A 26,741-nucleotide genomic window follows, 5' to 3' on the forward strand; every position below is an offset into this window, starting at 1 on the left:
TTCCGCCGGGCGCGCGAGTCGTGCGACCGACGAAGTCTGCCTGCCTGGGCGCTGACCGTCGGTCAGTGCCCGCCGATGGTTGCCCCGTCGCGGTCCGCTTCCAACGGATCCGCGATCGCACCCTGCGCGGTCAGCGTGCCCTGAGCCAGCCGGATCACCCTCGGCGGAACCGGCGGCTCTAGGGCGGCCACCACGCGGAGGCCGGAAAGGACGTCATCGGGTCGTACGGAGGGGGTGACCTGCCGCACGACCAGTTCGAGTATCGCACACGGTACGCCCACCACCCCGGAAGGCGTCTCCGTCGGTGCCAATGCATCGATGGATATGACTGCCGCTCGGGCGTCGAAGGTGCGCCGCCCCTGCTTGGTCATCCGCTCCACCAGCACCTCGTCAGCGGCGGTGAAAGCGGACACCGCGGCCGCCAGCACGCGCGGGTCGACCTCGGGCAGTTCGATCCGCCAGTGGGACGCCTCGATCCGGTCGGCCAGGCTGCCGCCGGTGGCCACCACGGCGTCCAGCACGTCGAGGCCGGGCGAGAGCGCGGCGTCCAGGGCGGCCCGCAGCTGCGCCGGGTCGACCTGCTCCCGCAGTCCGATCTCCAGGTACTCGGCCTCGCTCGCCACTCCGGTCGGCGCCGCGCTGGCGTACGAGATCTTCGGGTGTGGGGTGAAGCCCTGGGAGAAGGCGACGGGCACCCCGGCCCGGCGCAGCGCCCGCTCGAACGCCCGGGCGAAGTCCCGGTGCGAGGTGAACCGCAGCGGTCCGCGCTTGGCGTACCGGATCCGGACGCGCTGGACGACCGGCGCCTGCCCGCCCTCCGGCTGTGGTCTCTTGCTGATCGTCGTGCTCCTCGTTCGGTCAGTGCTCGTTGATCATGAAGTTATCGTCGACGACCCGCGGTGGCGGTGACAACAACCTCACGATCAACCGAGTGGGCCGCGGGCGCGGGGTGGGTGGACTACTGGGGGGTGGGGAGTTTGAGGCCGTTGATGGGGGTCAGCGGGAGGAGTTTCTTGCCGGTGGGGCCGATCTGGATCTCGGTGTCCATGGCGGGGCAGACGCCGCAGTCGAAGCACGGGGTCCACCGGCAGTCGTCCTGCTCGTACTCCGAGAGCGAGTCCTGCCAGTCCTGCCAGAGCCAGTCCTTGTCCAGCCCGGAGTCCAGGTGGTCCCAGGGCAGGACCTCCAGCTCGTCGCGCTCCCGGGTGGTGTACCAGTCGAGGTTCACCCCGAACGCGGGCAGCACCTCGGCCGCCGCGTCCACCCAGCGCTGGTAGGAGAAGTGCTCGCTCCAACCGTCGAACCGGCCGCCGTGCTCCCACACCTTGCGGATCACCGCGCCGACCCGCCGGTCACCCCGGCTGAGCAGGCCCTCGATCAGCGACGGCTCGCCGTCGTGGTAACGGAAGCCGATCGCCCGGCCCAGCGAGCGGTCGGCGTTGATCGCCTGCTTGAGCAGCTTGAGCCGGGCGTCGATGACCTCCGGCCGCTCCATCGCCGCCCACTGGAACGGGGTGTGCGGCTTCGGCACGAAACCGCCGATGGAGACGGTGCAGCGGATGTCCTTGGAGCCGGTGGCCGCCCGGCCCGCCCGGATCACCTCGTGCGCCATGTCGGCGATCTCGAGGACGTCGTCGTCGGTCTCGGTGGGCAGGCCGCACATGAAGTAGAGCTTCACCTGCCGCCAGCCGTTGGTGTACGCGGTGACCACCGTACGGATCAGGTCGTCCTTCGACACCATCTTGTTGATGACCTTGCGGATCCGCTCCGACCCGCCCTCCGGGGCGAAGGTCAGACCGGTACGCCGCCCGTTGCGGGACAGCTCCTGCGCCAGGTCGATGTTGAACGCGTCCACCCGGGTGGACGGCAGCGACAGCGAGACGTTGGTGCCCGCGTACTGCTCGGCCAGGCCGGAGCACATGTCGCCGATCTCGGAGTGGTCGGCCGACGACAGCGACAGCAGGCCCACCTCGTGGAAGCCGGAGAACTCCAGCCCCTGCTGCACCATCTGCCCCACCGTGGTGATGGAACGCTCGCGGACCGGCCGGGTGATCATGCCGGCCTGGCAGAACCGGCAGCCCCGGGTGCAGCCCCGGAAGATCTCCACCGCGTACCGCTCGTGCACCGTCTCGGCCAGCGGCACGAGCGGCTTCTTCGGGTACGGCCAGGCGTCCAGGTCCATCGTCGTGCGCTTGTGCACCCGGAACGGCACGTCCGCCCGGTTCGGCACGACCCGCTGGATCCGGCCGTCCGGCAGGTAGTCCACGTCGTAGAAGCGCGGGACGTAGACGCTCTCGGTGCGGGCGAGCCGCAGCAGCAGCTCGTCCCGGCCGCCCGGGCTGCCCTCGGTCTTCCACTGCCGGACGATCGTGGTGATCTCCAGCACCGCCTCCTCGCCGTCACCGAGCACGGCGGCGTCGATGAAGTCGGCGATCGGCTCCGGGTTGAACGCGGCGTGCCCGCCGGCCACGATCACCGGGTCGGCGTCGGTGCGGTCCACGGCGAGCAGCGGGATGCCGGCCAGGTCGATCGCGGTGAGCAGGTTGGTGTAGCCCAGCTCGGTGGAGAAGGAGACGCCGAACACGTCGAAGTCGCGGACCGAGCGGTGCGCGTCGACGGTGAACTGCGGCACGCCGTGCGTGCGCATCAGCCGCTCCAGGTCCGGCCAGACCGCGTACGTCCGCTCGGCGAGCACGTCGGGCTGCTCGTTGAGCACCTCGTAGAGGATCTGCACGCCCTGGTTGGGCAGGCCCACCTCGTACGCGTCGGGGTACATCAGCGCCCAGCGCACGGTCGCCGCGGCCCAGTCCTTGACCACCGCACCCAGCTCGCCACCGACGTACTGGATGGGCTTGGTCACCTGGGGCAGCAGCGGCTCCAGCCGGGGCCAGACGGATTCGCCCGCGACGGGGCGCGGGGTGGTGGACGGGACGCTCATGATGCCCAAGGGTACGCGGCCCGGCGGCGGTCGCCGCGTGCACGCCGCCGTCACGTGCCCCGGACGGCGTCGTCCGGCGTCGCCGGCACCGGTCGTCCGGGGTGACGGCCGGCGGACGGTGGCCGGATCGGCGGCGGTGGCGCAGCGGTACTAACCTCGGTCCGGCGTGAGAGGAGAATGCCGCGATGTCGCAGCCGCAGCCGGGAGCCGACCGGCCGGCCGACGGGAGCCCCCCGGACCAGCACCCCGACCGGGATCCGGCGGTCAGCGAGGAGCGAACCCTCTCCCCCGTACCGCCGGTCGACCAGCCCCGCACCGGCCCGGAGGGCACCCGGGTGCTGCCCACCGACCCGCCCGGCCCGGAGGGCACCCGGGTGCTGCCCACCGACCCGCCCGGCCCGACCCCGGAGACCGGCCCGCCACCGGCCGGTGCACCCGCCGCGACCGCGAGCGACCCGCCGCCGGCCGACCTCCGCACGTCCCCCGCCGACCAGCCCGGCGCCGACCCGGAGGCCGCGACCGCGGACGAACCGGAGCAACCCGCCCCGCACCCGTCCCCCGCCGACCAACCTGGCGCGGACCCGCGAACCGTCGACGCGGCGTCGGCGACCGGCGATGGCCCGCAGGGCACCCGCCGCCTACCCGCCGGCCGACCTGCCGGTGCCGCCGTTGCGACCCCCGACGCCGCCACGGACGAGACGCCAGCCCCGATCCCGCAGATCGCACGGATCGACGGCCGGGCCCCGACCACGGATGCCGCCGCTCAGGACGAGGGCCGTGCGCCGACCCCGGATCCCGCCCGGAACGACGGCGCCGCCCCGACCCCCGAGGCCGCCCGGAGCGAAGGCTCCGCCGCGAACGCCGCACCGACCCCCGGCCCGGCCCCGGCGCCGGACCTCGGGCCGCGGGGCACCCGGCGGTTGCCGGCCGGCGAGCCGGAGGCCGCGCCCGCGCCCCGGTGGAGCGGTGCCGCCCCGGTCCCGCCCCCGCCGCCGCGCCGCCGGGCCTGGGGCGAGTCGGCCGAGCCGACCCCCGTGCCACCGGCCCCACCCGAGCCGCCCGAGCACCGGCCGCCGGTCGACCCATGGGCGGGCGCGGACACCGGCGGCTGGGAGCTGCCCTCGGCCGAACTGCCCGCGCTGCCGCCGACCCTGCCCTACCCGGCGCCGCCGCCGACCCGGCCGTACTCCGGGCCGCCCGCGCCACCTCCCGCCGGCCCGGTCTCGCCGCCGCCCGCGCCGCTGTCGCCACCGCCGGTCGCCCGACCAGCCCTGCCACCGGCCCCGGTCGCCCGGCCGGCCCCACCCCCGGCCCCGGTCGCCCGGCCGCCGGCTCCGGTCGCGCCGCCGCCGGCGGCGCCGGTCCGGCCGCCCGGGCAGCGGCGCGGGAAGAAGACCCCGCCGCCGGTGGCGCCGCCGCCCGGCTGGCAGGCCCCCAGGGGGTACGTCCCGGTCGCCGTCCGCAAGCGTCGCCGCTGGCCCTGGCTGCTGCTGCTCACCCTGGCCTGCTGCTGCGGCTGCCCGGCCTACTACGGCATGCCGATCGCCGCGCAGTACCCGGCCAAGGCGGCGCTGCCGGCCGAGGTGGACGACCTGCGGCTGCGCGACGACAGCCGGTCGGAGCAGACCGCCCGGCGCCTGGAGACCGAGGTACGCATGGCGCACTGGCTGGCCGAGGAGACGTTCGCCGGCGTCTACGCCACCGGGGACGGCAAGCGGGTCACCGTCTTCGGTGGCACCGGCTTCCGGTTGACACCGGAGGCGGACGCCGAGGAGGAACTGGCCCGGCTCACCGCGCAGTACCGGCTCGGCGAGGCGCAGGTGGTCGAGACCGGGGTACGCGGCCGGCACGGGCGCTGCGCGGTCGGCCGGGACGGCGACACGGACGTGGTGGTCTGCACCTCGGCCGACCACGGCAGCATCGCCACCGCGGTGTTCACCCGGCTCTCCGTCGACGACAGCGCCCGGCTGCTCGACCGGATGCGCCAGCAGATCGTGACGGCGGACCAGAACTGAGCCGATCGGCTGAGGTTTCCTCGTCCTCATTTTTGAACAAACCGTCCACAATCGGGGCATGTCGCGGCGTTGGCTCTTCGCCGACCAGTTGGGGCCGCACTTCCTCGATGACCGCCGCCAACCGGTCCTGCTGATCGAGTCGAAGGCGGTCTTCCGCCGGCGCGCGTACCACCGGCAGAAGGCCCACCTGGTGCTGTCCGCGCTGCGTCACCGCGCCGCCGAGCTGGGCGACCAGGCGATCTTCCTGCGTACCGAGACCTACCGGCAGGCGCTGCGCACCGTCCGGGAGCCGCTGGAGGTGTGCCATCCCACCTCCCGGGCCGCGCTGGCGTTCGTCCGGAGTCTGGACCGGGTCACCGTGCTGCCGCCCCGGGGTTTCGTCACCGCGGTCGACGACTTCGCCGAGTGGGCGGACGGCCGCCGTGGCACCCTGCGGCTGGAGGCGTTCTACCGGTTCGCCCGGGAGCACCACCGGGTACTGGTCGACGGTGGCGAGCCGGTCGGTGGCCGGTGGAGCCTGGACCCGGAGAACCGGGAGCCGCCGCCGAAGGGCGCCCGCCGGCTCGACCTGCCGCCCCCGCCGATGCCGGTGGAGGACGACATCGACGCCGAGGTCCGGGCCGACCTGGACCGGTGGGAGCGGGAGGGCATCCGGTTCGTCGGGCGGGACGGACCGCGCCGGTTCCCGGCCACCGCCCGGGAGGCGAAGGCCCGGCTGCGGCACTTCCTCCGGCACCGGCTGGCCCACTTCGGCCGGTACGCCGACGCCATGCTCGCCGACGACCCGTGGATGGCGCACAGCGCCCTGTCGTCCTCGTTCAACCTCGGCCTGCTCGACCCGGTGCAGGCGGTGCGCGCCGCCGAACGGGCGTACCGCCGCGACGGCGCACCGCTGGCCGGCGTGGAGGGCTTCATCCGCCAGGTGCTTGGCTGGCGCGACTACGTGTGGAACCTGTACTGGTACTTCGGCCGCGACTACGCCGGCCGCAACGACCTGGCCGCCCGCCGGTCGGTGCCGGACTGGTTCCACGACCTGGACGCCGACGCGGTACGGGCGCGCTGCCTGTCGGGCGTCCTCGGCGACCTGCGCGAGCACGGCTGGGTGCACCACATCCCCCGGCTGATGGTGCTCGGCAACTACGCCCTGCAACACGGCTGGCGCCCCGCCGAGCTGGTCGACTTCTTCCACCGCGGCTTCGTCGACGGCTACGCCTGGGTGATGACGGTGAACGTGGTCGGCATGAGCCAGTATGCCGACCTGGCCCGGATGACCAGCAAGCCGTACGTGGCCGGCGGCGCGTACATCAACCGGATGAGCGACTACTGCGGCGGCTGCCGCTACGACCCGCGCCAGCGCCTCGGCGCGGACGCCTGCCCGTTCACCGCCGGCTACTGGGCCTTCCTGGCCCGCGACCGCAACCGGCTCCCGCCGAACGCCCGGCTGGCCCGGCAGCTGGCCCGGCTCAACCGGCTGCCCGACGTCGACCAAATGCTCGACCAGGAGAGACGCCGCGGCGACCAGCCACCGTGACCGGCCAGGCCGGGCCGCGGTCGGGCCTGGCCCGGTCGGGCCGCGGTCGGGCCTGGCCCGGTCGGGCCGCGGTCGGGCCGGGGGCGGACCGGGGTCAGGCCGGGGTGTCGCCGGGGGTGGGCCGGTGCGCCCGCGGCGGGGCGTACCGGGGCACGTACTCCTGGCCGGTGAGCTTCTGGATCTCGCTCATCACCTCGTCGGTCATCGCCCGCAGCGACGTCCGGTCGTCCGGCCGGCCGGTGAAGTCCAGCGGCTTGCCGAACCGGATGGTGATGTCCGCCGGCAGCAGCCGGGGCATCCGGGCGCCGATCGGCTGGACCTTCTCGGTGCCGATGGTGCCGACCGGGATCACCGGCACCTGCGCGGCGACCGCCAGCCGGGCCACCCCGGTGCGCCCGCGGTAGAGCCGGCCGTCCGGCGACCGGGTCCCCTCCGGGTAGACGACCACCAGGTCGCCGCCCTTGAGCGCGGGGATCGCCGCGTCGAACGCGGACAGCGCCGCCCGCCCGCCGGCCCGCTCGACCGGGATCGCGCCGAGGCCGGTGAGCACCGCCTTGCTGAACCAGCCGCGCAGCCCGGTGCCCTTGAAGTAGTCCGACTTGGCCCAGAACGCCAGGTGCCGGGGCACCACCGTGCCCAGCAGCAGCTCGTCGGCGACCGAAAGGTGGTTGGCGGCGAAGATCGCCCCACCGGTCGGCGGAATGTGCTCCAGCCCCTCGACGGTGGGACGCCAGGCCAACCGGAGCGCGGGCGCCACGGTGAGCTTGCCGATGGTGTAGAGCAGGGGCACGGATCCTCCGGCGGTCGGGCTGGTCGGGCGCTGTCACGTTAGCGGACGCCCCCGGGACACCCCGCGCGGGTGGCGGGCGGTCCGCGGGCTGGTCCGGGTCGGCGGCCACGGGCCGGAAGGGGCCCTTCCGCTGCGCGAACGCGACGGAAGGACCCCCTCCGGCCGGCTCACCCGATTCTCATACCCGGCGGACGGCGACCGTCACCCGATCGCCCTCACCAACCTCGCCGGTGAACCCCTCGACGCCCTCGACGATGTCGATCTGGTCGGCCAGCACCTCCCGGGCCACGAAGTCCGCGAACCCGGCCACCGCCGCGCGGACCTCCTCGGACGCCGACAGCGCCACCACGATCCGGTCCGAGACGTCCAGGTCGGCGTCCCGACGGGCCTGCTGCACCACCCGCACCACGTCCCGGGCCAGCCCCTCGGCGGCCAGCTCCGGGGTGACCTCGGTGTCCAGCACGACCACGCCCTCACCGCCGGGCAGCGGCGCGGAGTGCTCGGCGTCGGCGGCGACCAGGCGCAGCTCGTACTCGCCCTCGGCCAGGGTGATCCCGGCGGCGACCGGGGCGCTGTCGACCAGCTCCCACTCCCCCGCCTTGACCGCCTTGATGACCTGCTGCACCTGCTTGCCGACCCGCGGCCCGAGCGCCCGGGGCACCACGGTCAGCACCTGCTGGCAGTACGCGGACACCTCGTCGGTGAACTCCACCGCCTTGACGTTGACCTCGTCGGCGACCAGGTCGGCGAACGGCCGCAGCTGCTCCGCCGCCGGGGAGGCGACGGTCAGCCGGGACAGTGGCAGCCGCACCCGCAGGCCCTTCGCCTTGCGCAGCGACAGCGCCGCCGAGGCGACCGCCCGGGTGTCGTCCATCGCCGCCACCAGGTCGTGGTCGGCCGGGAACCCGGTGGCGTCCGGCCAGTCGGTCAGGTGCACCGACCGCTCCCCGGTGAGCCCGCGCCAGATCTCCTCGGCGGTCAGCGGCGCCAGCGGCGCCACCACCCGGCAGAGCGTCTCCAGCACCGTCCACAGGGTGTCGAACGCGTTCTGGTCACCGGACCAGAAGCGGTCCCGGGAGCGCCGGACGTACCAGTTGGTCAGCGCGTCCAGGTAGGACCGCACGGTGGCGCAGGCGCCGGAGATGTCGTACGCGTCCAGCTGCGCCTGGACCGTGTCGACCAGCTCCCGGGTCTTCGCCAGCACGTACCGGTCGAGCAGGTGGCTGCTGTCGGTCCGGCGGCGCGCCTGGTACCCGTCCGCGTTGGCGTAGAGCGAGAAGAAGTACCAGACGTTCCACAGCGGCAGCAGCACCTGCCGGACGGCGTCGCGGATGCCCGCCTCGGTGACCGCCATGTCGCCGCCGCGCAGCACCGGCGAGGACATCAGCATCCAGCGCATCGCGTCCGACCCGTACGAGTCGAAGACGTGGTAGACGTCCGGGTAGTTGCGCAGGCTCTTGGACATCTTGCGCCCGTCGGAGCCGAGCAGGATGCCGTGGCTGAGGCAGTTGCGGAACGCCGGCCGGTCGAACAGCGCGGTGGCCAACACGTGCATGGTGTAGAACCAGCCGCGGGTCTGTCCGATGTACTCGACGATGAAGTCGCCCGGGTAGTGGTGCTCGAACCAGTCGCGGTTCTCGAACGGGTAGTGCACCTGGGCGAACGGCATCGAGCCGGACTCGAACCAGCAGTCCAGCACCTCCGGCACCCGGCGCATCATCGAGCGCCCGGTCGGGTCGTCCGGGTTGGGGCGGACCAGCTCGTCCACCGCCGGCCGGTGCAGGTCGGTCAGGCGTACGCCGAAGTCCTGCTCGATCTGCTCCAGCGAGCCGTAGACGTCCATCCGCGGGTAGTTCGGGTCGTCGGACTTCCACACCGGGATCGGCGAGCCCCAGAACCGGTTCCGGCTGATCGACCAGTCCCGGGCGTTGGCCAGCCACTTGCCGAACGAGCCGTCCTTGATGTGCCCCGGTGTCCAGTTGATCTGCTGGTTCAGCTCGACCATCCGGTCCTTGAACTTGGTCACCGCGACGAACCACGACGACACCGCCTTGTAGACCAGCGGGGTGTCGCAGCGCCAGCAGTGCGGGTAGGAGTGGGTGTAGGTGTCCTGCCGCAGCACCACCCCCCGCTCCTTGAGCTCCCGGATCACCGGCTTGTTGACGTCGAAGACCTGCTCGCCCTGGTACGGCGGGACCAGCGCGGTGAACCGGGTGTGATCGTCCACGGTGACGACGGTCGGGATGCCGGCCGCGTTGCAGACGTTCTGGTCCTCCTCACCGAAGGCCGGCGCCAGGTGGACGATCCCGGTGCCGTCCTCGGTGGTGACGTACTCGGCACCCAGCACCTGATACGCGTTCGGGCCGGCCTGCTCGACCAGGAAGTCGTAGAGCGGGGTGTAACGGCGCCCGACCAGGTCCGCGCCACGGACCGTGCCGACCTGCTCGTACCCCTCCAGCTCCTTGGCGTACGCGGCCAGCCGGGCCGCGCCCACCACGTACCGCTGGCCGTCGCGCTCCAGCACCGCGTACTCGATGTCGGGGCCGACGGCGAGCGCCAGGTTCGACGGCAGGGTCCACGGCGTGGTGGTCCAGACGCCGAGCCGCACCGGCCCGCGCACCGGCTCCGGGGCGCCCTCGTCCGAGGTCAGCTCGAACCACACCGACAGCGTCGGGTCGTGCCGGTCCCGGTAGACGTCGTCCATCCGGGTCTCGGTGTTCGACAGCGGCGTCTCGCAGCGCCAGCAGTACGCCAGCACCCGGAAGCCCTCGTAGACCAGACCCTTGTCGTGCAGGGTCTTGAAGGCCCACATGACGCTTTCCATGTAGTCCAGGTCGAGGGTCTTGTAGTCGTTGGCGAAGTCGACCCAGCGGGCCTGCCGGGTGACGTACCGCTCCCAGTCCTGGGTGAATTCCAGCACCGAGGTGCGGCACGCCTCGTTGAACCGGGCCACGCCGAGGTCGAGGATCTCCGCCTTGCTGGTGATGCCGAGCTGCTTCTCGGCGACCACCTCGGCGGGCAGCCCGTGGCAGTCCCAGCCGAAGCGCCGCTCGACGTGCTTGCCGCGCATGGTCTGGTAGCGCGGCACCACGTCCTTGACGTAGCCGGTGAACAGGTGACCGTAGTGCGGCAGGCCGTTGGCGAACGGCGGGCCGTCGTAGAAGACGTACTCGTTCTTGCCGTCGGTGCCGGCGGGACGGGCCTCGACACTGGCCTCGAAGGTCTTGTCGGCCGTCCAGTGCTCCAGCACCCGGCGCTCGACCGCGGGCAGGTCCGGGCTCGCCGGCACGCCGGCGGCGGTCGGGTCGTGCAACGGATAGGCCATCGGGGTCGCTCTCCTCAGCAGCTCACGCGTCGTGGTGGGTCTGCGAGGACGAGCCCTTCCGGTACGCCTGTCGGCGCCCCGGGTGTGCCCGCGGTACCACCCCGCTTGGCGGTCAGGATCGACCGCCCGCTCGTTGGCCGGCTGTGACGGGCCGGACCCGTCCGGTTCTACTGGGCCGGTCACCCGGCTGTTCTTCCGGAGGCTCGCCGGTGATGGCCGGGTCATCGCCTTACGGTCGCCAAGAATACTCGACCCGGCCGGTAGATCGCCCCCGAGTAACGGTGACCGCTGATGGCGCCGCCGCCTCGTCACCCGCGCCGGCCTCCCCCTAGGCTGGCCGGGTGATCCGGATCGAGTTGGACGAGCCGACGCTCGCCCGTACCCGGATCGCGATCAGCCCGCTCTGGGAGGTACTGACCAGCCTGTACCTGCTGCACCGGCATCCGGGCGACGCGCCCTGGCCGTACACCGGCTGGGCCCGGCACGCCCGGCGGGTGCTCGCCGAGGTGCCGGCGACCGCGCCCGCCTCGGGCTGGCGCCGAGCGCCGTCTCGGAGCATCTCGCCGCGCTGGTCGCCGCCGGCGTGGTGCACCGCCGCCGGGCCGGCCGCCGGGTGCTGTACGGCCTGGAGCCGGCCGGCCTGGCCCTGGTGCGGCTGGTCGGCGACGAGCCGGTGACCGCCTCGGCCTGAGCATTCGGCCGGAACCGAATTCGTTTCGCGACCCGCCGCGCTGCTCCTAGCGTGCCGGCATGAGCGAACACGCGATCGAGGCGGTCGGGCTGCGGCGGACGTACCGCAGCCGCACCGGTTGGCTACGGCCGCAGCGCCGGGAGGTGGAGGCGGTCCGCGGCGTTGACCTGACGGTCGGCAACGGGGAGCTGTTCGGCCTGCTCGGCCCGAACGGCGCTGGCAAGACCACCACCATCAAGCTGCTGAACACGCTCCTCATCCCGACCGCAGGCGAGGCGCGGATCTGCGGCTTCGACGTGGTCCGGCAGACCCGCGAGGTGCGCCGGCGAATCGGGTACGTCTTCGGCGGCGACCGGGGGCTCTACGACCGGCTGTCGGCGCTGGACAACCTGCGCTACTTCGCCGAGTTGTACGGCGTCCCGGCGCGCGAGCAGCAGCCCCGGATCGCGCACCTGCTGGAAGTGGTGGGGCTGCTCGGCCGCGAGCGGGAACGGGTCGAGGGCTACTCGCGGGGAATGCGGCAACGGCTGCACATCGCACGCGGGCTCCTGCACGCGCCGCGGGTGCTCTTCCTCGACGAGCCGTCGATCGGGGTGGACCCGGTGGCGGCCCGCGAGTTGCGCGCCACGGTGGCGAACCTGGCAGCGACCGGCACGACGGTCCTGCTGACCACCCACTACATGGCCGAGGCGGACGAACTCTGCGACCGGATCGCGGTGATCGCCGGTGGCCGGATCCAGGCCCTCGACACCCCGGCCGAGCTGCGGCGCCACGCCGACGGGCGGCAGGTGCTGGAGGTCGAGGCGTACGGGGTCACCGACGCCCAACTCGCCGCGGTGCACGCCCTGCCCGGCGTGAGAGAGGCGAGCGTGGCGGTCGGCGCGAGCCGGGTGCTGACCGTGCAGTCCGACGCGGGGGTGGACGTCCAGGCCGACGTGCTGCTCGCGCTGGACGGCGTCCGGTTGGGGCGGGTCACCGCCCGCCAGCCGACGCTGGAGGACGCCTACGTGGCGATCGTCAACCGTTCCTCGGCGGTGGACCGGGCGGGCGAGGCGGTGCCGGCGTGAGGACCCTGCGCATGATCGCGCTCGGCGCGCTGCTGCACGCCAAGCACCAGAGCCGCTCCTCGCTCGAGATCACCATCGCGCTCCTGGTGCCACTGGTGCAGGCAACCCTCGCGGTCCACCTGTTCCGGGCCGGCAGCGAACCGCACCGCCTGCTCGAGGCCGCCGTCGGCGCGGGCCTGATGGGTGTGTGGTCCTCGGTGCTGTTCGGCTCCGGCGGCGCGATCCAGAACCAGCGCTGGCAGGGCACCCTGGAGTTGCTCATGCTGGCGCCCCGGCGGCCGGCGCTGGTGATCGTGCCGATCACCCTGGCCACCGCGCTGACCGGCACGTACGCGATGATCGCCACCCTCGTCTGGGGACGGCTGCTCTACGGCATCCGGTGGGACTTCGCCCGGCCGCTCGCCTTCGCCGTCGCCGCGCCGGTCTGCGTCATCGCGCTCGGCATGTTCGGTTTGCTGCTCGCGTCCCTGTTCGTGCTGATGCGCAACGCCAACGCGCTGGCAAACCCCATGGAATACCCGATCTGGCTGTTGTCCGGAATGCTGGTGCCGATCACGGTCCTGCCGTCCTGGACGACACCCCTCGCGGCGGTCCTGCCGACCACCTGGGGGGCACGGGCGGCGCGCGAGGCGGTCAGCGGTGGCACGGTCTGGCCGTCGCTGGGCATCTGCCTCGCGATCAGCGGGTTCTGCCTGCTCCTCGGCGCTCTGTCCCTGACCCACGTGGAGCCGCCAGCTCGGCGTCGCCGACGACCGGTTCTACATCGTCGGCAACGCGGTACTGGCCGCGTCGCTGGCCTGTGTGTTCGGCGGCACCATGGCGGTGTCGAACGAACGCCGCTACGGCACCCTCGGGCACGTCCTGCTCTCCCCCCGCAGCCGCACCGCGGTGTTCCTCGGCCGGGTGCTGCCGTACGCCGGCAACGGCGTGCTGATCGCGGTGAGCACACTGACGGTCGGCTCGCTGCTGCTCGGCCTGCGGATCCCGCCGCGGGCCCTGCCCGGCCTGCTGCTCACCCTGGCGGTGGCGGCGCTGGCCTGCGGATTCTTCGGGCTGACGCTGGGCGCGCTCGGGCTGCGCTTCCGCGACGTCTGGTTGGTCTCCAACGTCTCGGTGGCCCTGCTGCTCCTGCTCACCGGGGTGAACGTGCCCGCCGCCGGGCTACCGGCCGGGATGCGTTCGGTCGGCGACTTCCTGCCGATCACCCACGCCGCCGAGGCGGCCCGCCGGCTGGTCGGCGGTGAGGGCTTCACCGCCGCGCTGCCGCAGCTCGCCGCCGAACTGGCGGTCGGCGCGGGGTACGCGGTGCTCGCCGCCGTGCTGCTCAAGGTCTTCGAGGCCGAGAGCCGCCGCCGCGCCTCCCTAGACACCCTCTGAACGACCCGCGTCGGCCCTGCGGCGGTCGCGGACACCCGGGCGGGCGGTGGCGTCCGGGCGGGCATGACCGGCGTCACAGCCCCGGTTGTCACGCCCGGCCCCGGCCGATCCGTCGTGCGGGTGTCGACACCGACCGGACCGAGGAGGTCGTCATGCAGAGGATCAACGTGGCCGAGGTGGCGCCGCAGGCGTACCAGGCCGTGCTGGGGCTGGAGAAGTACGCCCGGGCGAACGTCGGGCCCACCCTGTACCACCTGGTGAAGCTCCGGGCGTCGATGCTGAACGGGTGCGCGTTCTGCGTCGACATGCACAGCCGGGACGCGCTCGCCGAGGGCGAGTCGAGCCGGCGGCTCTTCGCGGTGGCCACCTGGCGGGAGGCGCCCTTCTTCGACGAGCGGGAGCGGACCGCGCTGGCGCTCACCGACGCCGTCACCCGGCTGGGCGAGCATGGCGTGCCCGACGACGTGTGGGACGCCGCGGCGAAGGTGTGGTCGGAGAAGGAACTCGCGGATCTCCTGATCGCGATTGCCACAATCAACGTGTGGAACCGGATCGCGGTGCCCAGCCGGACCCAGCCGCCGCTGGACGTGTGACCACGACCGAAGCGGCACAGGCGGCCGGTGCGCTCGACGCGCACCGGCCGATGCTGCTCGGCCTCGCGTACCGGCTGCTCGGCAGCCGGCACGACGCGGAGGACGTGCTCCAGGACGCCTACCTGCGGTGGCTGGCCGTCGACCGGACGGCGGTGGCCGAGCCCCGCCGGTACCTGTCCCGGGTGGTCACCCGGCTGGCCCTGGACCGGCTCCGCGCCCGGCAGGCCACCCGGGAGGCGTACGTCGGCCCGTGGCTGCCCGAGCCGGTGCCGACCGCGCCGTCACCGTTCGGGCCGCTGGACCGCGCCGAGCAGCGCGACTCACTGGCCACCGCGCTGCTACACCTGCTGGAACGGCTCAGCCCGCCGGAGCGGGCGGTCTACGTGCTGCACACCGCCTTCGAGCTGCCGTACGCCGAGATCGCGGAGATCCTGGACCGGTCGCCGGCCGACTGCCGGCAGCTGCACCACCGCGCGGTGGCCCGGATCGGCCAGGACCGGCGCCGGTTCACCGCCGACCGGGCCGAGCAGGAGCGGTTGCTGGACGCCTTCCTCGCCGCCGCCCGCGACGGCGACCTGGCGAGGCTGACCGGGCTGGTCGCCGCGGACGCCACCGCCTGGACCGACGGCGGCGGGCGGGTGAAGGCGGCCCGCAACCCGGTCACCGGCGCGGACCGGATCGCCCGCTTCTTCGCCGGCATCTACGGCGGCGTCCGGCTGTCGGTACGCCGGCTGGAACTCAACGGCCAGCCGGCCGCGCTGATCGTCCGCCCCGACGGCAGCCGGTACGCGCTCACCGTGGCCGCCGTCGGCGGCCGGATCACCGGGCTCTACCTGGTGGGCAACCCGGACAAGCTGCCGGCCCGCACCGACTGAACCCGGGGCCCGCACCGGCCGGCACCGCCGGCCGTCCCCGGTCGGGTCCGGGTCCCCGGCCCGCACCGGCCGGCACGGCCGCCGGTCAGCCCGGCCGCCGGCCAGGTCGGTCGCCGGGCTCCTCGCCGGGCGGGGTGAGGCGTCAGCCCAGCTCGGGGAACCAGAGAGCGATCTCCCGCTTGGCGCTGTCCGGGGAGTCGGAGGCGTGCACCAGGTTCTCCCGGTTGGACAGGGAGAAGTCGCCGCGGATGGTGCCGGCGGCCGCCTTGCGCCCGTCGGTCGCGCCGACCAGCCCGCGCACCACGTCGATGACCTGGTCGCCGGAGAGCACCAGGGCGACCAGCCGGCCGCCGGTCATGAAGCCCTTCAGCGGCGGGTAGAACGGCTTGTCGACGTGCTCGGCGTAGTGCTCGTCGGCCAGCGCGGCGTCCATCGTCCGGGTCACCATCGCGTCGATCCGCAGCCCCTTGCGCTCGAAGCGGGAGATGACCTCGCCGACCAGCCCGCGGCGCACCGCGTCCGGCTTGATCAGTACGAGGGTGCGCTCATCCGGGCTGCTGCTGGACACGCTGGGTTCCTCCTGTGCGCGCAAGACCGTCCTGCTGGGTACGGTCAGCCTAGCGACCCGGTCCCGGCGCCGGCGCGGCGGCCGGTCTTTCCCCGGCCACCGGTCCGGCCTAGCCTGGCCCTTGACCCCCGGGAGGTCCACAGTGGCGAATGGCGGGAACCGACCCATCGCGCCGGTACGCAAGCTGATCGCCGCGGTGCTCGGCACCGTGGCCACCTTCGTGATTCTCTTCGGCCTCGGCATGACCAGCTGGGCGATCGTGGCGCTCGGGGTGGCCCTGCTGGTGCTGGCCATCGCGCTGGCCACGGTGCGTGGCGGCGGGCGCACCTGGGTGGTCGGCGTCGGGCACGTGCACAGCGCCTCCGAGCCACCCACCCAGTACGCCTTCGGCCGCTGCGAGCTGCAACTGGTGATCGACGCCCCGGGCCTGCCACCCCGCTCCAAGAAGATCATCGAGCCGCGGGTGCCGGTGGCCAAGTGGCCGTCGCTCGGCCAGACCCTGCCGATCCGGGTGGCACTGGACGACCAGCGGCACGTCCGGGTCCTCTGGGACGAGGTGCCCACCCACAGCGAGACCGCCGAGGCGGTCGCCGATCTCCCGCCCGAGTACGCCGGCACCGAGCCGGTGGAGGAGGTGCTGATCCAGCAGGAGGCCCCGCCGTGGGCCGACCGGGCCCCCGAGGACGACCTGCGCGACGACCCGCGTGACCCGCTCGGGCCGGACCCGTCGGTCGACGAGCTCGGCCCGCCCGCCGACGAGCGCGAGCCGGTGCGGATGCACCAGCGCCCCGGCGGTCCGGTGGTGCTGGAGGGCACCGTCGTGGAGCAGTCGACGGAGAGCGGCACCCTGCCCCGCCGGGCTACCCCGGCCCCGCGTCCGCCCGCCGAGGAGCGGTTCGACCCGCCCGCGGCGGAGCCGCTCGACCCGATCGACCTGCCCCTGGACGACCCGCTGCCGCCGCCCCGGCCACGCGAGGAGACGGTCACCCCGGAGGAACTGGACGAGGCGATCTTCGGCTTCGACCCGGCCGCCGCGGCGGCCGACCCGGCCGCGCCGATCAGCGGGGTGGGGCTCACCCTGCTGGTCACCGACCTGTCCCGCTCGCTGGCGTTCTACCGGGACGTGCTCGGCTTCACCGAGGTCGACCGGGGCGCCGGCAACGCCGTGCTGGCCTCCGGCGCGACCCGCCTGGTGCTGCGTGAGAACACCGAGGCGGCGGCGGTGAACCGGCGGGTGGTGCACGTCAACCTCGAGGTCGACGACATCCAGGCCGCGTACGACCGGATGCGCGACTCCGGGGTGCGGTTCACCTACGCGCCGCGGGTGGTCAACCGGGGCAGCAGGCTGGAGGTGTGGGCGGCCGCCTTCCGCGACCCGGACGGCCACGGCATCGCGCTGACCCAGTGGCGGGAACGCGCCGAGGCCTGACCCCGGCCGACCGGGGCCGCGCTAGCCGAGGATGACCCGGCGCACGTGCAGGGCGTACGCCCAGACCAGGGCGAAGATGACACCCAGCGCGAGCAGCGACCAGTGCAGCAGGCCGGCCAGCATCAGCAGCCCCTGCAGGGCGGTGCCGGCGTGCCAGGCCCACGGTCGGCGCATCATGCCGGCCAGCACCACCGCCGCCACGGCCAGCGCCACCACCGTGCCGATCGCGGTGCCGCTCAGGTCACCGCCGACCACCCGGATCGGCTGGATGGCGAGCAGCAGCACCAACGCCTCCAGGCTCAGCGTGCCGGCGCCCAGGCCGCGTACCGCCCGCTCCGGGTTCCGCAGCCCCGACCGCCGCGGCCCGCCCGCCGCCGGCCCGTCCGGCGCGCCGGCCGGCTCGTCCGGCGCACCGGCCCGCTGCTGTTCCGGGCCGGTCATTGCTTCAGCAGCCGGCGGGCGTCGGCCACGGTCACCACCGAACCCGTGATCAGTACGCCGACCCCGCTCAGCTCGCCCGGCACGTCCTCCTCGGCCAGCGCCACCGCCGCCTCGATCGCGTCCGGCATCTCCTCGGCCACCTCGACCCGATCCGGGCCGAACACCTCGGCGGCCAGCGCGGCCAGCTCCCGGGCCGGCATCGCCCGCGGCGAGCTGTTCCGGGTCACCACCACCTGGTCGACCACCGGCTCCAGCAGCTCCAGCAGGCTGGCCGCGTCCTTGTCGGCGAGCACGCCGAGTACCGCGACCAGCTTGCTGAATGCGAACTCCTCCTGCAGCGCGGTGACCGTGGCGGCCATGCCCTGCGGGTTGTGCGCCCCGTCCAGCAGGATCGTCGGCGCGCTGCGGACCCGCTCCAGCCGCCCCGGCGAACTGGCCGCCGCGAACCCCTCGCGGACCGTCTCGACGTCCAACTGCCGCCGCGCGCCGGCGCCGAGGAATGCCTCGACGGCGGCGAGCGCCACCGCCGCGTTCTGCGCCTGGTGGGCGCCGTGCAGCGGGACGAACACCTCCTCGTAGACGCCGCCCAGGCCCTGCAGGGTGAGCACCTGGCCGCCGACGGCGACCGCCCGGCGAAGCACGCCGAACTCCGACCCCTCGCGGGCGATGGTCGCGCCGACCTCGGCGCAGCGCTCCAGGATCGGGCGGGCCGCCGCCTCCTCCTGCGCCGCCGAGATGACCGTCGCGCCCTTGTGGATGATGCCGGCCTTGTGCAGCGCGATGTCCTCGACCGTGTCACCGAGCCACTCCGTGTGGTCCAGCCCGATCGGGGTGATCACCGCGACCCCGGCCTGGAGCACGTTGGTCGAGTCCTCGGCGCCACCGAGGCCCACCTCGACCACCGCCACGTCGACCGGGGCGTCGGCGAAGGTGGCGAACGCCAGCGCGGTGGTCATGTCGAAGTAGGTCAGCGGCTCGGCCGACCGCTCGTCCACCAGCCGGGCCAGCGGCTCGACCTCCCGGTACGTCGCGGTGAACCGCTCCTCGCTCACCGGCTCGCCGTCCAGGCTGATCCGCTCCCGGACGGTCTCCAGGTGCGGGCTGGTGTAGCGGCCGGTGTGCAGACCGAACGCCCGCAACAGCGAATCGATCATGCGGGCCGTGGAGGTCTTGCCGTTGGTCCCGGTCAGGTGGATCGCCGGGTACGCCCGCTGCGGGTCACCGAGCAGGTCGAGCAGGGACCCGATCCGGTCCAGCTCGAAGACCATCCGGGTGAACCCGCGGCCGGCCAGTTCGGCCTCGACCGCGGCGAACGAGTCACGATCGGTCACGAGGGCAACGCCTCCAGAGCAGCGTCGATCCGGGCCAGGTCGGCCTCGGCCACCGCGAGCCGATCGCGGATCTTGGCCACCACCGGCTCCGGGGCCTTGCCGACGAACGCCGGGTTGTCCAGCTTGGCCCGGGCCTGCGCGGCCTCCTTCTCGGCCGCCGCGCGGTCCTTGGTGAGCCGGGCCCGCTCGGCGGCCACGTCGATGGAGCCCCGGGTGTCCAGGGCGACGTTCACCGAGCCGGGCATGGCCAGCGTGGCGCTGGCCTGGAAGTCGTCACCGGCCGCGTCCAGCCGGGCCAGCGACCGGATCAGCGGTTCGTGCGCCGCGATCCCGGCGGCGGCCAGGCCGTCGAGCCGGGCGGCGACCCGCTGGGTGGGGCGCAGGCCCTGGTCGGAACGGAACCGGCGGACCTCGGTGACCACCCGCTGCAGGGTGCCGACCTCGGCCTCGGCGGCGTCGTCGAGCAGCGCCCGGTCGGCGGTCGGCCAGGCGGCGGTCATCACCGTCTCGCCGCCGGTCAGGGCGAGCCACAGCTCCTCGGTGACGAACGGGATGACCGGGTGCAGCAGCCGCAGCAACTGGTCCAGCACGTGCCCGAGCACCCGGCGGGTGGCCTCGGCGGCCGGTCCCCCCTCGGCCAGCACCGGCTTGCTCAGCTCGACGTACCAGTCGCAGACGTCGTCCCAGGCGAAGTGGTACAGCAGGTCGCAGACCTTCGCGAACTCGTACGCCTCGAACTGCTCGTCGACCTCGGCGGCGACGTGCGCCAGCCGGGACAGGATCCACCGGTCGACCGTCGACAACGCCTCGGCGGCCGGCAGCGGCCCCCCGGTGTGCGCGCCGTTCATCAGAGCGAACCGGGTGGCATTCCAGAGCTTGTTGCAGAAGTTGCGGGAGCCCTGGCACCACTCCTCGCTGACCGGCACGTCCTGGCCGGGGTTGGCGCCGCGGGCCAGGGTGAACCGGGTGGCGTCGGCGCCGAACCGGTCGATCCAGTCCAGCGGGTCGACCACGTTGCCGAACGACTTCGACATCTTCTTGCCGTGCTCGTCGCGGACCATGCCGTGCAGCGCCACCACGTCGAACGGCTGCACGCCGTCCATCGCGTAGAGGCCGAACATCATCATCCGGGCGACCCAGAAGAAAAGGATGTCGTAGCCGGTGACCAGCACGCTGGTCGGGTAGAACTTCGCCAGGTCCGGGGTCTGCTCCGGCCAGCCCAGGGTGGAGAACGGCCACAGGCCGCTGGAGAACCAGGTGTCCAGGACGTCGTCGTCCTGCCGCCAACCCTCGCCGCTCGGCGGCTCCTCGTCCGGGCCGACGCAGACGATCTCGCCGTTCGGGCCGTACCAGACCGGGATGCGGTGACCCCACCAGAGCTGGCGGGAGATGCACCAGTCGTGCATGTTGTCGACCCAGGCGAAGTAGCGCTTGGCCAGCTCGGCCGGCTCGATCTTCACCCGGCCGTCACGGACCGCGTCGCCGGCGGCCTGGGCGAGCGGCCCGGTGTTCACGAACCACTGCAGCGACAGCCGCGGCTCGACAGTGGTCTTGCACCGCGAGCAGTGCCCCACCGCGTGCAGGTACGGCCGCTTCTCCGCGACGATCAGGCCCTGCTCGCGCAGCGCGGCGACGATCGCCGGGCGCGCCTCGTACCGGTCCAGGCCCTGGAACGGGCCGGGTGCGGTGATGACGCCCCGCTCGTCCATGATCGTCAGGGCGGGCAGGTCGTGCCGCTGGCCGATCTCGAAGTCGTTCGGGTCATGCGCCGGGGTCACCTTGACCATGCCCGTGCCGAAGCTCGGGTCGACGTGCTCGTCGGCGACGATCGGGATCCGCCGGTCGGTGAGCGGCAGCGCCACCTCCGTGCCGATCAGGTGCCGGTACCGCTCGTCGTCCGGGTGCACCGCGACCGCGGTGTCGCCGAGCATCGTCTCGGCCCGGGTGGTGGCCACCACGACCTCGTCGCTGTAGCGGATCGAGATCAGCTCGCCCTCGTCGTCGGTGTGCTCCACCTCGATGTCGGAGAGCGCGGTGAGGCAGCGCGGGCACCAGTTGATGATCCGGTTCGCCCGGTAGATGAGCCCGTCGTCGAAGAGCTTCTTGAACATGGTCTGCACGGCCCGGGACAGGCCCTCGTCCATGGTGAAGCGCTCGCGGTCCCAGTCGACCGCGTCGCCGAGGCGGCGCATCTGGCCAAGGATCGCGCCGCCGGACTCGGCCTTCCACTGCCAGACCCGCTCGACGAACTTCTCCCGGCCCAGGTCGTGCCGGGACAGCCCCTCGGTGGCGAGCTGCCGCTCCACCAGGTTCTGGGTGGCGATGCCGGCGTGGTCCATCCCGGGCAGCCAGAGCGCCTCGTAGCCCTGCATGCGCTTGCGCCGGGTGAGGGCGTCCATCAGCGTGTGCTCGAACGCGTGGCCCATGTGCAGCGAGCCGGTGACGTTCGGCGGCGGGATGACGATGGTGAACGGGGGCTTGTCGCTCTCCGCCGACGCCCGGAAGTGCCCGGCGGCTACCCACTGCTCGTACCGTCGCTGCTCTACCTCACCCGGCTGGTACTGGCCGGGCAGGGTCGGGGCGTCGGGGCGTCGGGCATCCAGTCTCTCGGTCACCCTGAAAGTCTACGGAGCGCTTCCGCGGACCCGACGTGCGCCACCGGTGCTTCGCGTACGGTGTCGGCTATGTCCGACGCACATCTCACCGAGCGCCCGGTCGACGACGGGCGCGAGCCCATCGACCTGACCGAGGAGCCCATCCAGCTGAGCAACCGGGACCCGGAGACGACCGCCGGACGGCGGCCCCGGTCGCGGCGCCGGCGGGTGCTGCTCGCGGCGCTACTCGTCGCCGGCCTGGCCGGCGCCGGTGCGCTGGGCACGGCCGGCTGGCGCATCGCGCAGCAGAAGGACACCGACCTGGCCACGCCGGAGCGGGTGGCCGGCCTGACCCGCGACGACAGCGAACGGGCCCGCAGCACCGCAGACTACCTGCGCAGCGGCTTCGCCGCCGACATCGACCTGGACCGCAGCTTCGGCGCCGTCTACCGCGACCCCGCCGACGAGCGGAAGTCGGTGCTCATCTTCGGCGGCACCACGCTCCTCTGGCAGCCGGAACGCGACCTGGACACCCTCTTCGGCCTGATGTCGGACGAGACCGGCAAGGTGACCGGTCTGCGCGAGCTGCCGGCGGGTCGGTTCGGCGGCGTGATGAAGTGCGGCAGCACCAGCGGGGAGGGCGGCGACTTCGCCATCTGCGGCTGGGCCGACCACGGCAGCGTGGTGATGGCGATGTTCCCCGGTCGCCCGCTCGACCAGTCCGGCGAGCTGCTGCGCAAGATCCGCGACGAGGTCCAGACCCGCGACTGACGCGCCCACCCCGGCGTCGGGCCGCCATTGGGGCTCTGCACAGTTGAGGGCGTAGTCGCTGGTTGGATGGTGGCTGGCGCGCCGGTCCCAGGGTAGGTGTCGAGGTCTTCCGGTCGCGGTGGACTTCTTCGCGTACCCGCTCAGCTCGGTCAACGGCGCACCCGATAGCGCAGGTGAAGCACTCGGTTGCCCCGAATCACCACGTCAGGATCCTCCAACAGGTGCTGCGCGTGGACCGACCCGAAGTAGCGCTTGCCGGACCCGAACACCACGGGTACGACGTCCATGCGCACCTCGTCGACCAGGCCCGCGGCAAGCACCTGGCCACCGACGTCGCCAGCGGCGACCTCGACCATGCGGTCACCCGCAAGCTCCTGCGCCTTGGCCACGGCTGCCTCGACGCCGTCGACGAAGTGAAACGGCGCCTCGGGGTCCCAGCCCTCGGGCTGCGGCCGGTGCGTCACGACGACTACGTGCTCGATCCCGCCCGGCGGCTTCCCGTCCCAGCCGTCCGTCAGGTCGAAGACGTGGCGGCCGACGACTGTCACCCCGATCTGGTCCCAGTACGGCCGGGTGTGATCGTGGGACGTCTGCGACACCTTCATTTCGCCGCTGGAGTCCAACGGGACGTCACCGTTAAACAACCAGTCGAACAGCGGTCCGGGCTGGTCATTCTCGTCCGCGATGAAACCGTCTACCGACACCGAGCTGTACATGACCACCTTGCCCACGGGGCTCTCCTCTGCTCTGGGGTGCCCCGAAATCAGCGTGTAGTGAGCTGTCGCTCTTGTAAGAAGTCAATCGGCCGGCAGCGGCCAGCTGTCCAGCACGTGGCCGGGATGTTCGCGCAGGAACCGCCGCCGGACTTCGACGTACCGGGTCGGCGTGAGCCCGGTGAACGCCCGGAACTCCTGGCCGAAGTGGGCCTGGTCGAAGTAGCCTGCGCCGCCGGCGAGGTCGCTCCAGTCGATCGGCCCGGCGGGCCGCTGTGCCAGACGAGTGCTGCTGACACCGGCTGCCACGCTCAGGTCGCCGATCGCCACCGCCCCACTGGTCGCCGCGATGACGCTGCTCGTATCGCGGACCAGCTGAAGTGCACGCCGACGGACCGGGTCCGGAGTGGGTAGCCGAAGTCCAACGCGCGGGTGGGCGTGGTGACCGCGCAGCCGTCGGCGTACTCGGCCGTCTCGATGTCGGTGCCGGCGCGGATGCGGAACGGCGCCCCGAGGTTGACGATGAGCAACGCCGACGGCATCGGCGGCAGCCTCAGCCGGGCATACGGCGGCACACCCTCCAGGTAGTAGAGGTCGTCGATCAGCCGTCCAGCGGCGGTCGCGGCACTCTGAACACGTACTCCACGCCCACAGCATCGCAGACGCCATCAGCGTCACCGAAGACACTTTGTGAAGAGCCGCCATTGGCCTCCCCGGTCGGTCCGTCGCTTGCTGTCGAGGGTGGTTGCGGTGGGGGGTGTGGCCCGCCCGGCCCGGCTCCGGGCGGTCAAGCTTGATCCCTCCGCCGGGCACGGGCGGGCCACACCCTCGTCGAGGTCCCCAGTCTGCGGAGGACGTTCCAGCTGACAGTGCGGTGCCTTGGTTGTGAAGCCGCCAGTGCCGTCGTCAAGCGCTGCGACAGGGCAATTGAAATGGGCGGTGAATGCATTCAGGGCCACCCCGTTGGGGGTGGCCCTGAATAGAGAAGATTGTCCGGCGGTGTCCTACTCTCCCACACCCTCGCGAGTGCAGTACCATCGGCGCTGGAGGGCTTAGCTTCCGGGTTCGGAATGTGACCGGGCGTTTCCCCTCCGCCATGACCGCCGTAACTCTATCAACATATCAAACAACACCACACAGTGGTCTGTTGTTCGTTTGCTGTGAGTTGCACAGTGGACGCGTAGCAGCTTGGTAGTCAAGTCCTCGGCCTATTAGTACCGGTCAACTGAACCCGTTACCGGGCTTACATTTCCGGCCTATCAACCCAGTCGTCTAGCTGGGGGCCTTACCCACCCAAGGGGTGGTGGGATACCTCATCTTGAAGCGAGCTTCCCGCTTAGATGCTTTCAGCGGTTATCCCTTCCGAACGTAGCTAACCAGCCGTGCCCCTGGCGGGACAACTGGCACACCAGAGGTTCGTCCGTCCCGGTCCTCTCGTACTAGGGACAGCCCTTCTCAAGTATCCTACGCGCACGGCGGATAGGGACCGAACTGTCTCACGACGTTCTAAACCCAGCTCGCGTACCGCTTTAATGGGCGAACAGCCCAACCCTTGGGACCTGCTACAGCCCCAGGATGCGACGAGCCGACATCGAGGTGCCAAACCATCCCGTCGATATGGACTCTTGGGGAAGATCAGCCTGTTATCCCCGGGGTACCTTTTATCCGTTGAGCGACACCGCTTCCACACGCAAGTGCCGGATCACTAGTCCCGACTTTCGTCCCTGCTCGACCTGTCAGTCTCACAGTCAAGCTCCCTTGTGTACTTGCACTCAACACCTGATTGCCAACCAGGCTGAGGGAACCTTTGGGCGCCTCCGTTACCTTTTAGGAGGCAACCGCCCCAGTTAAACTACCCACCAGACACTGTCCCTGAACCGGATCACGGTCCGAAGTTAGATACCCAAATCAACCAGAGTGGTATTTCAAGATTGCCTCCACCCATACTGGCGTATGGACTTCACCGGCTCCCACCTATCCTACACAAGCTAATTCGGATACCAATGTCAAGCTATAGTAAAGGTCCCGGGGTCTTTCCGTCCTGCCGCGCGTAACGAGCATCTTTACTCGTAATGCAATTTCGCCGGGCCTGTGGTTGAGACAGTGGGGAAGTCGTTACGCCATTCGTGCAGGTCGGAACTTACCCGACAAGGAATTTCGCTACCTTAGGATGGTTATAGTTACCACCGCCGTTTACTGGCGCTTAAGTTCTCCGCTTCGCCCCGAAGAGCTAACAGGTCTCCTTAACGTTCCAGCACCGGGCAGGCGTCAGTCCATATACATCGAATTACTTCTTCGCATGGACCTGTGTTTTTAGTAAACAGTCGCTTCCCCCTGCTCTCTGCGGCCATACAACGCTCCACCCGCGCGGGGCTTCACGTCTCCGGCCCCCCTTCTCCCTAAGTTACGGGGGCAATTTGCCGAGTTCCTTAACCACAGTTCGCCCGATCGCCTCGGTATTCTCTACCTGACCACCTGTGTCGGTTTGGGGTACGGGCCGCTCAGAACTCGCTAGAGGCTTTTCTCGGCAGCATAGGATCACTGACTTCACCTGAATCGGCTCGGCATCACGTCTCAGCCTACATGTGCTGCGGATTTGCCTACAGCACGGCCTACACGCTTACCCCGGCACAACCACCGGCCGGGATCAGCTACCTTCCTGCGTCACCCCATCGCTTGACTACTACCCGCCAGGTTCCCACGCTCCCCCAGTTCGGTCCGAAGACCTCCCCAGGCTCGGGTGGTTAGCACAACGAGGTTCATCAGGGTCGCTCTTTCGCGGGTACGGGAATATCAACCCGTTGTCCATCGACTACGCCTCTCGGCCTCGCCTTAGGTCCCGACTCACCCAGGGCGGATTAGCCTGGCCCTGGAACCCTTGGTCATCCGGCGGAAGGGTTTCTCACCCTTCTTTCGCTACTCATGCCTGCATTCTCACTCGTGCCGCGTCCACAACTCGATCACTCGGCTGCTTCACCCCCGGCACGACGCTCCCCTACCCACCCACACACCTGCACGAAGCTCCGAAGAACTTCGCGAAGTCATTGTGTGAGTGCCACAGCTTCGGCGGTGTACTTGAGCCCCGCTACATTGTCGGCGCGGAACCACTTGACCAGTGAGCTATTACGCACTCTTTAAAGGGTGGCTGCTTCTAAGCCAACCTCCTGGTTGTCTATGCGACCCCACATCCTTTTCCACTTAGCACACGCTTAGGGGCCTTAGCTGGTGATCTGGGCTGTTTCCCTCTCGACTACGAAGCTTATCCCCCGCAGTCTCACTGCCGCGCTCTCACTTACCGGCATTCGGAGTTTGGCTGATTTCGGTAAGCTTGTGGGCCCCCTAGACCATCCAGTGCTCTACCTCCGGCAAGAAACACGCGACGCTGCACCTAAATGCATTTCGGGGAGAACCAGCTATCACGGAGTTTGATTGGCCTTTCACCCCTAACCACAGGTCATCCCCCAACTTTTCAACGTTGGTGGGTTCGGCCCTCCACGCGGTCTTACCCGCGCTTCAGCCTGCCCATGGCTAGATCACTCCGCTTCGGGTCTAGGACACGCGACTGAATCGCCCTATTCAGACTCGCTTTCGCTACGGCTCCCCCACACGGGTTAACCTCGCCACATGCCACTAACTCGCAGGCTCATTCTTCAAAAGGCACGCCGTCACCCCGAAAGGCTCCGACGGATTGT

At 71.5% G+C, this 26,741-nt stretch carries 20 protein-coding genes, 2 rRNA genes and 1 pseudogene (1 of these 23 running past the window's edge); 10 read left to right on the plus strand and 13 right to left on the minus strand.

The annotated features are described in order from the left end of the window. Positions 1-62: 62 nt before the first annotated feature. Entirely contained in the window at positions 63-782 is a 720-nt protein-coding gene (locus FHX32_RS03005; RefSeq protein ID WP_167182134.1) for a TIGR03936 family radical SAM-associated protein, read from the minus strand. Between the two features lie 176 nt (positions 783-958). Then, positions 959-2,938: a TIGR03960 family B12-binding radical SAM protein gene (locus FHX32_RS03010; protein ID WP_167179259.1), complete on the minus strand. Its 1,980-nt coding sequence runs from the start codon at positions 2,936-2,938 to the stop codon at positions 959-961. Between the two features lie 920 nt (positions 2,939-3,858). Here FHX32_RS03010 and FHX32_RS34840 point away from each other — a divergent pair. Both FHX32_RS34840 and FHX32_RS03020 read left to right on the plus strand, forming a co-directional pair. Further along, positions 3,859-4,953 (plus strand): hypothetical protein, encoded by a 1,095-nt coding sequence (locus FHX32_RS34840; RefSeq protein ID WP_486481070.1) that lies wholly within the window; start codon positions 3,859-3,861, stop codon positions 4,951-4,953. A 58-nt stretch (positions 4,954-5,011) separates the two neighbouring features. Beyond that, the gene (locus FHX32_RS03020; protein WP_167179261.1) at positions 5,012-6,484 is read left to right on the plus strand and encodes a cryptochrome/photolyase family protein; all 1,473 of its coding nucleotides are present in this window, start codon (positions 5,012-5,014) and stop codon (positions 6,482-6,484) included. A 94-nt stretch (positions 6,485-6,578) separates the two neighbouring features. Here FHX32_RS03020 and FHX32_RS03025 read toward each other — a convergent pair whose 3' ends face one another. Both FHX32_RS03025 and ileS read right to left on the minus strand, forming a co-directional pair. Beyond that, positions 6,579-7,274 carry a lysophospholipid acyltransferase family protein gene (locus FHX32_RS03025; protein ID WP_167179263.1) on the minus strand — a complete coding sequence of 232 codons (696 nt, stop codon included), beginning with the start codon at positions 7,272-7,274 and terminating at the stop codon, positions 6,579-6,581. 178 nt (positions 7,275-7,452) lie between these two features. After that, positions 7,453-10,599 (minus strand): isoleucine--tRNA ligase, encoded by a 3,147-nt coding sequence (ileS, locus tag FHX32_RS03030; protein WP_167179265.1) that lies wholly within the window; start codon positions 10,597-10,599, stop codon positions 7,453-7,455. 532 nt (positions 10,600-11,131) lie between these two features. On the opposite strand from ileS, the gene FHX32_RS03040 reads away from it, so the two are divergent. From FHX32_RS03040 to sigJ, 6 genes and pseudogenes are all read left to right on the plus strand, one after another. Next, a complete protein-coding gene (locus FHX32_RS03040) occupies positions 11,132-11,290 on the plus strand; it encodes a hypothetical protein (RefSeq protein WP_486481071.1) in 159 nt (52 codons plus the stop codon). Positions 11,291-11,349: 59 nt separating this feature from the next. Further along, complete coding sequence (locus tag FHX32_RS03045; RefSeq protein ID WP_167179267.1) at positions 11,350-12,357, plus strand: ABC transporter ATP-binding protein; 1,008 nt, start codon at positions 11,350-11,352, stop codon at positions 12,355-12,357. Positions 12,358-12,368: 11 nt separating this feature from the next. After that, positions 12,369-12,926, plus strand: a pseudogene (locus tag FHX32_RS03050) (ABC transporter permease); the annotation flags it as partial. Between the two features lie 193 nt (positions 12,927-13,119). Further along, the gene (locus tag FHX32_RS03055) at positions 13,120-13,734 is read left to right on the plus strand and encodes an ABC transporter permease (RefSeq protein ID WP_167182143.1); all 615 of its coding nucleotides are present in this window, start codon (positions 13,120-13,122) and stop codon (positions 13,732-13,734) included. A 152-nt stretch (positions 13,735-13,886) separates the two neighbouring features. Continuing rightward, the gene (locus FHX32_RS03060) at positions 13,887-14,327 is read left to right on the plus strand and encodes a carboxymuconolactone decarboxylase family protein (RefSeq protein ID WP_167179270.1); all 441 of its coding nucleotides are present in this window, start codon (positions 13,887-13,889) and stop codon (positions 14,325-14,327) included. Then, complete coding sequence (sigJ, locus tag FHX32_RS03065; protein WP_486480887.1) at positions 14,324-15,202, plus strand: RNA polymerase sigma factor SigJ; 879 nt, start codon at positions 14,324-14,326, stop codon at positions 15,200-15,202. Before FHX32_RS03060 ends, sigJ begins: the two co-directional genes overlap by 4 nt. A gap of 142 nt (positions 15,203-15,344) precedes the next feature. Here sigJ and ndk read toward each other — a convergent pair whose 3' ends face one another. Next, on the minus strand, positions 15,345-15,770 hold the full coding sequence (ndk, locus tag FHX32_RS03070; protein WP_167179271.1) for a nucleoside-diphosphate kinase: 426 nt from the start codon (positions 15,768-15,770) through the stop codon (positions 15,345-15,347). A gap of 142 nt (positions 15,771-15,912) precedes the next feature. On the opposite strand from ndk, the gene FHX32_RS03075 reads away from it, so the two are divergent. Then, positions 15,913-17,199 carry a VOC family protein gene (locus FHX32_RS03075; RefSeq protein WP_167179273.1) on the plus strand — a complete coding sequence of 429 codons (1,287 nt, stop codon included), beginning with the start codon at positions 15,913-15,915 and terminating at the stop codon, positions 17,197-17,199. A gap of 21 nt (positions 17,200-17,220) precedes the next feature. On the opposite strand, the gene FHX32_RS03080 is transcribed toward FHX32_RS03075, so the two are convergent. The 3 genes from FHX32_RS03080 to FHX32_RS03090 are packed head-to-tail and all read right to left on the minus strand — an operon-like array spanning position 17,221 to position 21,586. Next, entirely contained in the window at positions 17,221-17,640 is a 420-nt protein-coding gene (locus FHX32_RS03080) for a DUF4233 domain-containing protein (RefSeq protein WP_167179275.1), read from the minus strand. Then, the gene (locus FHX32_RS03085) at positions 17,637-18,908 is read right to left on the minus strand and encodes a bifunctional folylpolyglutamate synthase/dihydrofolate synthase (protein WP_486481072.1); all 1,272 of its coding nucleotides are present in this window, start codon (positions 18,906-18,908) and stop codon (positions 17,637-17,639) included. The genes FHX32_RS03080 and FHX32_RS03085 overlap by 4 nt, the downstream gene beginning before the upstream one ends. Before the next feature lie 59 nt (positions 18,909-18,967). Further along, entirely contained in the window at positions 18,968-21,586 is a 2,619-nt protein-coding gene (locus FHX32_RS03090) for a valine--tRNA ligase (protein WP_167179279.1), read from the minus strand. A 69-nt stretch (positions 21,587-21,655) separates the two neighbouring features. On the opposite strand from FHX32_RS03090, the gene FHX32_RS03095 reads away from it, so the two are divergent. Continuing rightward, positions 21,656-22,336, plus strand: coding sequence for a hypothetical protein (locus FHX32_RS03095; RefSeq protein ID WP_167179281.1), 681 nt, complete (start codon positions 21,656-21,658; stop codon positions 22,334-22,336). A gap of 149 nt (positions 22,337-22,485) precedes the next feature. On the opposite strand, the gene FHX32_RS03100 is transcribed toward FHX32_RS03095, so the two are convergent. The 5 genes from FHX32_RS03100 to FHX32_RS03115 all read right to left on the minus strand — a co-directional run. Continuing rightward, positions 22,486-23,067, minus strand: a complete 582-nt coding sequence (locus tag FHX32_RS03100; protein ID WP_167179283.1) for a dihydrofolate reductase family protein — start codon at positions 23,065-23,067, stop codon at positions 22,486-22,488. A gap of 66 nt (positions 23,068-23,133) precedes the next feature. Further along, the gene (locus tag FHX32_RS34845) at positions 23,134-23,379 is read right to left on the minus strand and encodes an AraC family transcriptional regulator (RefSeq protein WP_486480888.1); all 246 of its coding nucleotides are present in this window, start codon (positions 23,377-23,379) and stop codon (positions 23,134-23,136) included. After that, positions 23,361-23,591 carry a hypothetical protein gene (locus FHX32_RS34850; RefSeq protein ID WP_486480889.1) on the minus strand — a complete coding sequence of 77 codons (231 nt, stop codon included), beginning with the start codon at positions 23,589-23,591 and terminating at the stop codon, positions 23,361-23,363. Before FHX32_RS34850 ends, FHX32_RS34845 begins: the two co-directional genes overlap by 19 nt. Before the next feature lie 449 nt (positions 23,592-24,040). Then, positions 24,041-24,157: ribosomal RNA gene (gene rrf, locus FHX32_RS03110) — 5S ribosomal RNA — on the minus strand. 83 nt (positions 24,158-24,240) lie between these two features. After that, positions 24,241-26,741: ribosomal RNA gene (locus FHX32_RS03115) — 23S ribosomal RNA — on the minus strand (it continues 611 nt past the right edge of the window).

The sequence above is a fragment of the Micromonospora sp. CNZ280 genome (assembly GCF_011759515.1).

Coding starts and splice junctions, on each gene's coding strand:
- FHX32_RS03010 (WP_167179259.1), bottom strand. CDS start 2,938: ATGAGCGTCCCGTCCACCACCCCGCGCCCCGTCGCGGGCGAATCCGTC.
- FHX32_RS03020 (WP_167179261.1), top strand. CDS start 5,012: ATGTCGCGGCGTTGGCTCTTCGCCGACCAGTTGGGGCCGCACTTCCTC.
- ileS (WP_167179265.1), bottom strand. CDS start 10,599: ATGGCCTATCCGTTGCACGACCCGACCGCCGCCGGCGTGCCGGCGAGC.
- FHX32_RS03045 (WP_167179267.1), top strand. CDS start 11,350: ATGAGCGAACACGCGATCGAGGCGGTCGGGCTGCGGCGGACGTACCGC.
- FHX32_RS03060 (WP_167179270.1), top strand. CDS start 13,887: ATGCAGAGGATCAACGTGGCCGAGGTGGCGCCGCAGGCGTACCAGGCC.
- FHX32_RS03080 (WP_167179275.1), bottom strand. CDS start 17,640: ATGACCGGCCCGGAACAGCAGCGGGCCGGTGCGCCGGACGAGCCGGCC.
- FHX32_RS03085 (WP_486481072.1), bottom strand. CDS start 18,908: ATGGTCTTCGAGCTGGACCGGATCGGGTCCCTGCTCGACCTGCTCGGT.
- FHX32_RS03095 (WP_167179281.1), top strand. CDS start 21,656: ATGTCCGACGCACATCTCACCGAGCGCCCGGTCGACGACGGGCGCGAG.
- FHX32_RS34850 (WP_486480889.1), bottom strand. CDS start 23,591: ATGCCGTCGGCGTTGCTCATCGTCAACCTCGGGGCGCCGTTCCGCATC.